Below are 10,828 nucleotides of genomic sequence, written 5' to 3' on the forward strand. Positions count from 1 at the left end.
TCAGTGGATGGCTGAGGCGACCCGGACGAGGCCTAGGCCGAAGTTTTTGCCTTTGCCGACGCCCTCAGCGACGGCCTTAGTGAAGGCGTCGGCGTCGGTGACCGTCCCGTCGCAGCTGATATCGACGTAAGGGATGGCGCCACCTCGACGACCCAAGTCAGCGGAGAGCACCGAGGACATGGTGAGCGACGCGGCGTCGACCTCGAATCCCCTAGCGGCGAGTTTGCCGATCAGCCAAGAGGTGCGGCGCTCTTCCGGGACAGTCACCCGACGTGACCGATAGCAGCGGCCACCACTTTTCACTACCTGACGCAGCTCCGGGGGGACATCTGCCGGCGGGGTGAATTGGCAGTCCAGCGAAAGATCAAGGTGAAGTCGGTCTCCAGCGCTGTAGGTAGGGGAGGTGTCGATCGACTGCGCCGACCCGAGGATCGACCAGTCCAGCGGCAGCGTGGAGCGGACCGTCAGCTGCCGGGTGGCTTCGTCGAGATGCCACAAGGCATTCGCGGCGGCCCGTGGTGAGGGGCCGATGTCGTCCGGCAGTGCTTTGGTGATCACAGCGTGCCCCACCTGCCGGTCCCGCATCGCATGAGCCAGCACCTCAGGCAACTCGATACTTCTGGTGACGACGTTCATGGCAGGCAACGTAGTCCGATGCGGCGCGGAGGTCAGGTGCAATAGCCCTCACAGTTTTGTTGTTTTTTTCACACCACGACCAACTTCACCAATGCCATGACCAGTGATAATGTCGTTTCAGCCTTGCTTCTTGCGGGGGTATGACATTGGTTGTGGTGTGAAAGAAGGCGCCATAATTTCCCCGCGTATGCGGGGGTACAGCGGTGGGCTGAGCACCGTCGATGCGCGCCCAGCCCACCCCCTTTTTTCCTTCAGGGCGTGTCTCCTCCGACTGATGCACCTGCGGGTCGACGCGACCCACAACGAAGTCCGTCACGGCGTGTGGGCATCATCACCTCTGAGCGCAGGCTGGCTGCGGCAGCAGTTGCGTAAGGTCACCTGCAGGGCGGGCACGCCGGTCGGCGTACAGCCATGAAGTGACGGATGACCTCCGGGGACGCCCGAGGTCGGTGGGACGGCGTAGCTCTGCCGGGCGAGGAAAGTAGGCCAGAGATGAAGATCATCGTCTGTGTGAAATACGTGCCGGACGCTCAAGGCGATCGGCAGTTCACCGATGACGCGACGACCGATCGCAGCTCCGGTGAGGGGATCCTCTCCGAGCTGGACGAGTATGCGGTGGAAGAGGCGTTGAAGCTCAAGGAGTCGGCCAGCGCCGAGGTGACCGTCCTGACGGTCGGGCCGGAGCGCGCTGCGGACGCGTTGAAGAAATCGTTGCAGATGGGTGCGGATGCGGCGGTGCACGTCCTGGATGACGCGATCGTCGGCTCGGATGCGCCAGGGACGTCATTGGTTTTGGCAGCAGCGATCCAGAAGATCGGTGTCCCCGACCTGGTGATGACCGGCATGGCCTCCACGGACGGCACGATGTCGGTGGTCCCGGCGATGCTGGCGGAGCGGTTGGGGATGGCCCAGGTCACCTTTGCTTCTGAGCTGACCGTGACGGGGGAGTCGTTGACGGCCAGACGGGACGGGGATGTGGCCACGGAGATGATCGCGGCGGCATTGCCGGCGCTGGTGTCGGTCACCGATCAGATCAATGAGCCCCGATATCCGTCGTTCAAAGGGATTATGGCCGCGAAGAAGAAACCAGTGCAGACGTGGTCGCTGGCTGACCTGGGTGTCGAGGCCGACCAGGTGGGTCTGTCAGGGGCGTGGACGAAAGTCGTGGAGGTGCGGCAGCGCCCTTCGCGAGAGCAAGGTCTCATCGTCACTGACGACGGGCAGGGCGGCGCGGTGCTCGCGCAGTTCCTGTCAGTGCACAAGTTCATCTGAATGGTCTGGTCGGCAGCGCAACAACGTGAGGGAGTGAATGACGGTGGCTGAGGTTCTCGTGTTGGTCGACCAGGTGGATGGGGTGGTGCGGCGTACGACGGCGGAGATGCTCACCTTCGCTGGCAAGGTGGGCGAGCCGTCGGCGGTCTTCGTCGGGGACGGTGCGCAGGAGGCGGCAGCTTCATTGGGGAAGTACGGCGCCGCGAAGGTGTATGCGGTGTCCGCGGAAGCCACGGAGTATCTGGTGGCACCGACCGCGGAAGTGTTGGCGCATTTGGTGGAGCAGGTCGCCCCGGCAGCGGTGCTGATCTGTAGTAATGCGCACGGCAAGGAGATTGCTGGGCGGTTGTCGATCAAGACGTCATCGGGGGTGATCACTGACGCGGTGGATGTGCGGGCCGGTGAGCAGGGTGTGCAGACCTCCCAGTCGGTGTTTGCGGGGGCCTACACCGTCGACGCCATGGTCACCCAGGGGACGCCCATCATCACCGTGAAGCCGAATTCGTGTGCGCCGCAAGAGTCGCCGGTGGATGCCGTCGTGGAGGTGGTGACGGTGGAGTTTTCTGAGCTGGCGAAGTCGGCGCGGATCACTGGACGTCAGGAGAAGAAGAGCTCGGGGCGTCCAGAGCTGGCCGAAGCGGCGATCGTGGTCTCTGGCGGTCGTGGCACTGGCGGCGATTTTGTGCCGGTGGAAACGATGGCCGATGCGTTGGGGGCGGCGGTGGGGGCATCCCGTGCTGCGGTCGATGCGGGCTGGTATCCCCACGCCAGCCAGGTAGGGCAGACCGGAAAGCAGGTGTCTCCACAGTTGTACGTCGCCTGCGGTATCTCCGGGGCGATCCAGCATCGAGCGGGCATGCAGACGTCGAAGACGATCGTGGCGGTGAACAAAGACGAGGAAGCACCGATCTTCGAGCTGGTCGATTTCGGTGTGGTGGGTGACTTGTTTGAGGTGTTGCCGCAGGCGCAGGACCACATCACCGAGATGCGTGGATAAGCTGGTCGTGATCTTCGGGCGGTGATGACATCGAGCCCCGACGGCTTCGGGGGGCAGCGTCGGGGCTCGATGGTCTGTGGGTGGGCCGTCAACCCAGGTCGGGGGCGGCGCCACGTGTAAGCCCGAGGCTACTGGACGCGCAGAAACGTGCACGCACGTTTACCTGCGGGTTTTGCGCAACAAATGGGGATGACAGGGCTGTGCACCCGGCCAGGCCACCTGCGACGGACGGCTCGTCCGCGCAGCCACGTAGGATCTCAGCTGTGAGCGCCTACCTGGACCATGCGGCGACATCGCCGATCCGCCCCGAGGTCGCCGACCTCCTCCGTGCGGCGATGGACGAGGTGGGCAACCCCAGTTCGTTGCATGCTCAAGGGCGAGCAGCGCGCCGCCGCGTCGAAGAAGCCCGCGAAGACCTCGCCGATGCCCTGGGGGCCCGACCATCGGAAGTGGTTTTCACCTCCGGTGGGACCGAATCAGACAACATCGCCGTCAAAGGGTTGTACCGGCACGCTCATGATGCCGACCCAGCTCGGCGCCGGATCGTGTGCTCGGCAGCAGAACATTCTGCTGTCCTGGACAGCGTGGGCAGCCTCGTCGCTCGAGAAGGGGCCGAGGTGACCTGGGTCGAGCCCGGACACGACGGGGTGGTCACCGCGCAGTCGTTCCGCGACGCCGTAGAAGACCCCGCTGCGGGCGGACCTGACACTGTCGCGGCGCTCTTCGCGATGTGGGCCAACAACGAGACGGGTGTCGTTCAACCAGTCTCAGAGATTGCGCAGGTCGCGGCTGATCACGCTCTGCCGTTGGCCACAGACGCTGTCCAAGCCGTCGGGAAGGTGCCGGTGCACTTCGCTGATTCCGGGGCCCGACTCATGGCTGCGACCGGCCACAAGGTCGGCGGCCCCGTCGGCGCTGGAGCGCTGCTCGTTGATCGGGCCGTGCAGGTCACAGCGATCTCTCATGGTGGCGGTCAAGAACGTCAACTGCGCAGCGGCACGCTGGCGATGCCGTTGATCGTGGCGATGGCCCGCGCGATCCGCTTGGCTGTGGACGGGCAAGAAGCCGAAGCCGCCCGTCTAGTCGTCCTGCGGGATCGATTGATTCAAGGCATCCTGCATGCCGTTCCCGGCGCGCAGGTCACCGGGAGATGGGAGCCGGGAGACACCATTGGCCGTACGGCGTCCCATGCTCACGTCCTCATCCCCGACTGCGAAGGGGATGCCCTGCTCTTCCTGCTGGACGCGGCCGGGGTGCTGTGTTCCACTGGGTCGGCCTGCCATGCCGGGGTGCCGCAGCCCAGTCATGTCCTGTTAGCGATGGGGTATGACGCGGCTCAAGCACGAGGTGCGTTGCGGTTGACCTTAGGCTGGTCCAGCACTGATGCTGACGTTGACGCCGTCCTGGCGGCCTTGCCCGACGCCGTGGAACGAGCCCAACGAGCGCACGCCGCGACCTGCGCTCGGGCTGCAGCCCGAGCAGGCCACGGTCAATCAACGGGGGTGTCCTGATGCGTATCGTCACCGCGATGAGTGGCGGAGTTGACTCTGCTGTGGCCGCCTCCCGGATGGTCGAAGCCGGCCATGAGGTCATCGGAGTGCATCTGGCGTTGGCCACCTCGCCGGCGACCTTGCGCACCTCCGCTCGGGGCTGCTGCACCGCCGAGGACTCTGGTGATGCCCGTCGCGTTGCTGACCGACTCGGGATCCCGTTCTATGTGTGGGATGCCTCGGCAGATTTCCGCCGCGATGTCGTCGATGATTTCGTCGCGGAGTACGCCGCGGGACGCACCCCTAACCCGTGTTTGCGATGCAATGAACGCATCAAGTTTGCGACCTTGCTGGATAAAGCCCTCGCCTTGGGTTTTGACGGGGTTGCCACCGGCCATTACGCCCAGATTTCCGTGCCTGGGGACGCGATGAACACCACCGGTCGACGAGAGCTGCATCGAGCGGTTGACCCCGCGAAAGACCAGTCGTATGTGCTGGGAGTGCTGGACGAGGAGCAGCTCGCCCGATCGTTTTTCCCGCTGGGAGATTCCACCAAGGCCCGTATCCGCGTCGAAGCCGCCGCGCGAGGATTCGGAGTGGCAGCCAAACCGGACAGCCACGACATCTGCTTCATCGCTGACGGAGATACTCGGGGATTCTTGGCACGTCACTTGGGGGAGCGCCCCGGGAAAATCGTAGACGAGACCGGGGTCGAGGTGGGTGACCATGAAGGGGCTTACGGCTTCACCGTGGGTCAACGTCGTGGCTTGGCATTACGTCGCCCAGCAGAAGACGGCCGACCGCGCTATGTGACCGGGGTCGATATCGCCGCGAACCAGGTGATTGTCGGCCCAGAAGAAATGCTCGGTATTGACGTGATCACTGGCGAGTCAGCCAGATGGTGCGGGCCGCCCCCGGTCGGGGAGCTGCGCTGCGGGGTGCAATTACGCGCTCACGGGCAGGAAATCCCCGCCACGGCGTCAGTCGATGCAGACGGCCAAGTCACGATCAGGTTGGCGCGTCGTACCCGTGGAGTGGCCACCGGTCAGGCTGCCGTGCTGTACGACGGGACCCGAGTAGTGGGGTCTACGACGATCACGGCCACCGCTCGAGGCTGATCGCGTCCCAGCTTTTCCGGGTGAGACCTGAGCCCAATGTGTGGTGACTTCACCGCGACCAGACTTTCGCCGTGCGGCCACGCGGGCTGGTGAAAATCTGTCGACACCTCCGGGACTCAGATTATTGTCCTTGATGAGGGGCGCGTCGTGGAGACTGGTACGTTTGAATCGTTATTGCGTGCCCGGGGGTGCTTCAGCGAGCTGTTTGCAGGACAAAGTGTTGAAGATTCATCTCTTAATGAGCCGATGCATGACGCTGATGCCTCGCCGACTCCAGGTCACTCGGGCGTTACGCTTGCTCTTCCTGGTCGCTGTACAGCCGCCGATAGATGACTCAAACAAAATGCAGCGTCACGACGTGAGGCGGCTAGAGGTCAAAACGCTTTTCAAAAGTCTGCACCTCTGCTTGATATCTGATGGGCTCGGGACCAATCCACTCCCTCCGTGGGGGCCCCTATGCTCGCAGCATGTCCGACTCTCTCGACGGCCTGACCCTCATCGGCGACCACGTGGTCTTGACTCCGCTGCGCCGAGATGATCACGACGGTCTCTGTGCTGCAGTCCGGGACGGGGAGCTCTGGCGGCTGCCGTACGCCACTGTCCCTTCCCCCGAGACCATGTCTGCCGATATCGACGCCAAACTGGCAGCGCAGGCGGCAGGCACTCTCCAGCCCTTCGTCGTACGGCGCGCCGATGGCGCCGACCCGACCTGCCATGCCAGCCCTATTGTTGGCTCAACTAGCTTTTATTCGATTGATGACACACACCGGAACGTCATGATCGGATACACCTGGTACGCCGCGTCGATGCACCGTACGGCGGTCAACACCGAGAGCAAGCTGCTGCTTCTCACCCATGCTTTCGAGGCGGAGCAGCGGGTGCGGGTAGAGTTTCGCACCCACTGGTTGAACCGCCAGTCCCGTGCCGCGATCGAACGGCTTGGCGCCACCCACGAAGGGGCGCTGCGGCAACATCAGCTGATGCCCGACGGGTCGTGGCGCAATACCTGCGTGTATGCGATTCTCGCCCACGAATGGCCCGCTGTTCGAGCCGAACTGCGCCGCCGTCTACAGGTGTCTACGCTGGGCAAGTGACTGCCGCTAGCGCCCTCGGATCGTGGCCTGGTAACGACAACGCCGCCTTGCGTGAGGCTGTTCATGTCGTCCGGGACGTGCTGACTGATGACTCGGTGACCGGTCGCCCCGGGGTGCCATATCTGCCCGAGATGCCGGGACGAGGCCCTGGGGCCGACATGATCGGACGTGCCGCCGGTCTGCTCGTGGAACTGCCGGTTGACGTGCAGCCTTCAGGGTGGCGTTTCGTTGATCGGCCTGGTCGTGACGTATCTCGGGCCCAGGCATTCTTGAATGCTGACCTCGACGAACTTGCTGAGGCGTACGACGGTTACGTGGGTCCCGTGAAATTCCAGGTCTGTGGCCCGTTGACCCTGGCGGCACAGGTGCGTCTCCACCGTGGCGAACGGGCGATTGTCGACCCGGGCGCGTGCCACGACATCGCGGCGTCCCTCGCCGAGGGGCTGCGGGGACATCTCCGCGACGTACGGCGACTCCTCCCCGGGGTGCATCCAATCATTCAACTGGATGAGCCGTCTCTCCCGGCTGCGCTGAGCGGTGAATTCGCTACCAGCAGCGGCTTTGGGCGGATTCGCGCAGTGGACGCTGGAGAGGTGGTGGCTCTTCTGGGCGTTGTCGTGGCGGCGGCACGTCAGCACACCCGTCCCGAGCCGTCAACTGACCAAGAGCAGGACGCCAATGGGGTGATCGTGCATTGCTGTGCCCCACGTCCACCGATCGCATTGCTGCGTGAGGCCGGCGTGGACGCGGTGAGTCTCGACGTGGGGTTATTAGGTCCTGGCGGATGGGAGTCGGTGGCGGTCGCGGTGGAAGCAGGGACTCAGGTGTGGGCTGGCCTGCTCGACGTGGGTGGCATCGGGGAGAGTCCCGCCCTGGTCGCGGCGCCGCTGCTGCGTGCATGGCGTGAGCTGGGACTTCACGCTGATCTGCTCAACCAGGTGGTAGTCACCCCGACCTGCGGCCTCGCGGCTGCATCACCAGCCGGTGCCGTGCAGGCCCATCAGGATCTGATGCGGGTTGCTGCGGAGGTGGCTGCCGCCGCGGGATGAGGAATGGGTGGCTACTTCCGGACGGCTCTCAATTCTCAGGAGGAACGATGGCCGCCTCTGCCCCAAAAATCCGTCCTGTTTGCCAGTGAATCAAGATTCATTCTCTTGACTTCACGCCACTTTTGTATCGGATGACCAGCATTATTATCATGTGAATCACTATTTGAATGTGATCTTTTTCTCTCGTGGCGGTCGTATTTTCTGCCGTAATCTCGGTGGTGCATCCTCATCGACCACTTGCGAAAGTCGACGAGTTGCACCATCCGTTGTGTCCTCCTGCCAGTGGGGACCCAGCGGGCGGAGAGTTTTCGGGGGCCGACATCAGCACATCACGCCGGTGGCGCATGCCATCGGAGAGGAGACTGATCATGAAGACGACATCCGCCGCCTCGATCGCCCTGACGCTCGCCTTCGGAATGCTCGGAGGTGGTGTTGCCACTGCCGTTGCCGATCCGGCACCGATGCCATCCCCCACGGCATCCACCACTGAGGTTTCTCCGCGCATTCCTGCAGACGCTGTCCCTGACGACCAGATCACCCAGCGTGGCGTGACAATCCGGTCTTACATTCACGCACCAAAACGAGCTTTTGGTGTGGTCTTCCAGGGCCTACGGTCCACCGACGAAGTCAAAGTGATGTGGACGACGATCCGCAACCCCCAAGGGGAGATGGCTACCAACATCTACCACGGCACCGATCCGACCAAAGGCTATGGGGAGTGGTACAGCGGCCATCAAGTCGGCTGGGTGTATGCGACTGGAGTGGTGATCCGAGACGGCCAAGTCATCGCCCAGTACACTTTCGCCAACAAAAACGCGGTCAAAGTGAAGGCGGTGCCGTCAAAGAACTCTTTTAACGTCACGATGTCCAATGTGATGCCGACTGACCGGATGCTCATTAAGTGGACATTCGCTGATGGATCTGTGAACTCGGTGAATGCGCCTGCCGGTAACTTCTCTAGTGGGAAACAGAAGGGCTGGAAAAACGCAACCATCACGGTCTACGAAGGGAACAGTATCGCAGCGCTCCTAGCGAACCCCGTCACGATTACCCCACCAGTCAGCCTCGACACCCCGTGAGCTGATCGGCGCGACAGCAGACTGGGCAGCTCGATTCGAGAGGGATGATGCCTCGCGGATCGGCCTGCCCAGCAACAAACCGGTAGAGGTGCTGTCGCCGGGAACTCCGGCGACAGCACCATCTCACGCTCCGAAGTACCGCTCGTGCCAGACCAAGAAGATAAAGACAGTCCAGATCAGACGGCTGTTGTCAGCGATTCCTGCGACGTGGTCGTCGAGCAACCGCTCAAGAATGGTGGCGTCGAAGTAGGTCCGGGCAGTTGTCGACCGGAAAGCCTGGCGGACCCGACCATTCCACGGCTGCTCTTTGAGCCACACTCGGATCGGTACTGGGAAGCCCAGCTTCGGACGGTCGTAGTATTCCCGGGGCAACTTATGGCGGGCCGCTGAGCGGAACGCCATCTTGGTCTGGGTGCCGTCCATCCGGAACTTCGTCGGCACCTTAGCTGCGACCTTCATCACTTCCTTGTCCAGGAAGGGCACGCGCACCTCAAGCGAGTTGGCCATCGACATCTTGTCTGCCTTCAGCAGGATGTCTCCGACCAGCCACATATGAATGTCCAAATGCTGCATCCGGGTCGGATCGTCCTGACCGATGGTGCGGGCATAGAACGGACCGGTCACATCGCCGGGGAGCAGCGGGTGAGACAGCTCGTGGTTCATCAGAGCAGCGACCTGGTCGGCGCGGAAGTGATACGCATTGCCGATGAAGCGTTCTTGCAGGTCCAGGGCGCCACGGTGCAGGTAGTTTTGGCCTTGGAACTTCGGCATCCGGTCGCTGAGCGTGCCCATTCCCCGCCGGATGGTGCGGGGGACAGCGCTCAGGTGCCGCAACCCGTGTGGCTCGTTGTAGATCTTGTACCCACCGAAAAGCTCATCGGCGCCCTCGCCAGACAGCACCACTTTGACGTGCTCCCGGGCCACTTTGGCCACGAAATAGAGCGGCACACAAGCGGGGTCGGCGAGAGGCTCGTCCATATGCCACTGAATGTCTGAGAGAGCGTCCCAATACTCGGTGGGGGTGATGACCTTGCTGTGGGACTCCACGCCGATGTCCTTGGCCAAGGCCACTGCAGCATCGATCTCGCTATACCCGGCGTTGGCAAAACCCACGGTGAACGTGCGCTGTCCACCAAAACTTGCCGCCACGAAACTGGAGTCGACGCCGGAAGACAGGAACGATCCCACTTCGACGTCGGCCGTCATGTGGGCCTTGACCGAGTCGTCCAGGACCGCTGACAGTTCCTCAACGTGGTCTTCGAAGGTGCGCCCCTCTTCGGGGTGGAATTCCGCGGCCCAATAGCGCTTGATCTCGTAGCGGCCATCCCGCCACCGAAGGAAGTGCGCTGGCGGCAGCTTGAAGATCCCGGTGAACATCGTCTCGTCCAACGGGTTGTACTGGAAGCTCAGGTAGCTGGCCAGGCCCTGCAGGTTCAGCTCTCGCTTCACCTGGGGGTTTTCCAGCAGGCACTTGATCTCACTCGCCCAGACGATGCCATTAGCTAAGGGAGCGTAATAGACCGGTTTGATACCGAAGAAGTCGCGCGCGAGGAAGAGCTCCCGCTTCACCGAGTCCCAGACCGCAAAGCCAAACATGCCGCGAATGTGGTCGAACATCCGGTCGCCATACTCGTCGTACGCGTGCAGCAGGACCTCAGTGTCCGAATTGGTACGGAAGAGGTGCCCGCGGCTAGCGAGATTCTCGCGCACCGACTTGTAGTTGTAGATCTCACCGTTAAAGGTGATGACCTTGGTGCGGTCCTCGTTGTAAAGGGGCTGGTGGCCCTCGGCCAGGTCGATGATCGACAACCGACGGAACCCCAGATGGGTGTCACCGTCGATATGGAAACCGTCGTCGTCCGGACCACGGTGCACGATCTGCCCAGCAGAGCTTCGGATCACCTGCTCCCGGTCGTACGACGTCGCAGGGTCGATGAATCCGCAGATGCCGCACATCGCTTCGTCTACACCTCAGTCCTAACTTGCGTCCGCAACCGGTTCACCCTATCGCTCTCCGAGGGACGGCTGAATCCACGCTGGACGATCCGGACACTCCGCTGGCCCCGACTCACCCCATCCTGGCAGGGCGGAGG

Annotated in this window: 9 protein-coding genes; 7 read left to right on the forward strand and 2 right to left on the reverse strand. The window is 62.9% G+C overall.

The window, feature by feature from the left end:
* Nucleotides 1-636, reverse strand: a complete 636-nt coding sequence (locus KEM60_RS09885) for a type I-E CRISPR-associated protein Cas6/Cse3/CasE (protein ID WP_219107345.1) — start codon at nucleotides 634-636, stop codon at nucleotides 1-3.
* Nucleotides 637-1,128: 492 nt separating this feature from the next.
* Here KEM60_RS09885 and KEM60_RS09890 point away from each other — a divergent pair, with 492 nt between their 5' ends.
* From KEM60_RS09890 to KEM60_RS09920, 7 genes are all read left to right on the forward strand, one after another.
* Nucleotides 1,129-1,908, forward strand: coding sequence for an electron transfer flavoprotein subunit beta/FixA family protein (locus KEM60_RS09890; protein ID WP_219107581.1), 780 nt, complete (start codon nucleotides 1,129-1,131; stop codon nucleotides 1,906-1,908).
* Between the two features lie 43 nt (nucleotides 1,909-1,951).
* Nucleotides 1,952-2,905 carry an electron transfer flavoprotein subunit alpha/FixB family protein gene (locus KEM60_RS09895; protein WP_219107347.1) on the forward strand — a complete coding sequence of 318 codons (954 nt, stop codon included), beginning with the start codon at nucleotides 1,952-1,954 and terminating at the stop codon, nucleotides 2,903-2,905.
* A gap of 263 nt (nucleotides 2,906-3,168) precedes the next feature.
* Entirely contained in the window at nucleotides 3,169-4,416 is a 1,248-nt protein-coding gene (locus KEM60_RS09900; RefSeq protein ID WP_219107348.1) for a cysteine desulfurase family protein, read from the forward strand.
* The gene (mnmA, locus tag KEM60_RS09905; protein WP_219107349.1) at nucleotides 4,416-5,513 is read left to right on the forward strand and encodes a tRNA 2-thiouridine(34) synthase MnmA; all 1,098 of its coding nucleotides are present in this window, start codon (nucleotides 4,416-4,418) and stop codon (nucleotides 5,511-5,513) included. Before KEM60_RS09900 ends, mnmA begins: the two co-directional genes overlap by 1 nt.
* A 467-nt stretch (nucleotides 5,514-5,980) precedes the next feature.
* The gene (locus KEM60_RS09910; protein ID WP_219107350.1) at nucleotides 5,981-6,607 is read left to right on the forward strand and encodes a GNAT family N-acetyltransferase; all 627 of its coding nucleotides are present in this window, start codon (nucleotides 5,981-5,983) and stop codon (nucleotides 6,605-6,607) included.
* Entirely contained in the window at nucleotides 6,604-7,656 is a 1,053-nt protein-coding gene (locus tag KEM60_RS09915) for a methionine synthase (RefSeq protein WP_219107352.1), read from the forward strand. The genes KEM60_RS09910 and KEM60_RS09915 overlap by 4 nt, the downstream gene beginning before the upstream one ends.
* Nucleotides 7,657-8,024: 368 nt before the next feature.
* Nucleotides 8,025-8,735 carry a hypothetical protein gene (locus tag KEM60_RS09920; RefSeq protein WP_219107353.1) on the forward strand — a complete coding sequence of 237 codons (711 nt, stop codon included), beginning with the start codon at nucleotides 8,025-8,027 and terminating at the stop codon, nucleotides 8,733-8,735.
* Between the two features lie 123 nt (nucleotides 8,736-8,858).
* Here KEM60_RS09920 and asnB read toward each other — a convergent pair whose 3' ends face one another.
* Nucleotides 8,859-10,691 carry an asparagine synthase (glutamine-hydrolyzing) gene (asnB, locus tag KEM60_RS09925; protein ID WP_219107355.1) on the reverse strand — a complete coding sequence of 611 codons (1,833 nt, stop codon included), beginning with the start codon at nucleotides 10,689-10,691 and terminating at the stop codon, nucleotides 8,859-8,861.
* Nucleotides 10,692-10,828: the final 137 nt, after the last annotated feature.

The organism is Austwickia sp. TVS 96-490-7B (genome assembly GCF_019331795.1).
In the GTDB taxonomy this organism is placed as follows: Bacteria; Actinomycetota; Actinomycetes; order Actinomycetales; family Dermatophilaceae; genus Austwickia.

Bases quoted from the DNA above. Each gene is read 5' to 3' on its own strand.
- KEM60_RS09885 (WP_219107345.1), bottom strand. From the start codon at position 636: ATGAACGTCGTCACCAGAAGTATCGAGTTGCCTGAGGTGCTGGCTCAT.
- KEM60_RS09890 (WP_219107581.1), top strand. From the start codon at position 1,129: ATGAAGATCATCGTCTGTGTGAAATACGTGCCGGACGCTCAAGGCGAT.
- mnmA (WP_219107349.1), top strand. From the start codon at position 4,416: ATGCGTATCGTCACCGCGATGAGTGGCGGAGTTGACTCTGCTGTGGCC.
- KEM60_RS09910 (WP_219107350.1), top strand. From the start codon at position 5,981: ATGTCCGACTCTCTCGACGGCCTGACCCTCATCGGCGACCACGTGGTC.
- KEM60_RS09920 (WP_219107353.1), top strand. From the start codon at position 8,025: ATGAAGACGACATCCGCCGCCTCGATCGCCCTGACGCTCGCCTTCGGA.
- asnB (WP_219107355.1), bottom strand. From the start codon at position 10,691: ATGTGCGGCATCTGCGGATTCATCGACCCTGCGACGTCGTACGACCGG.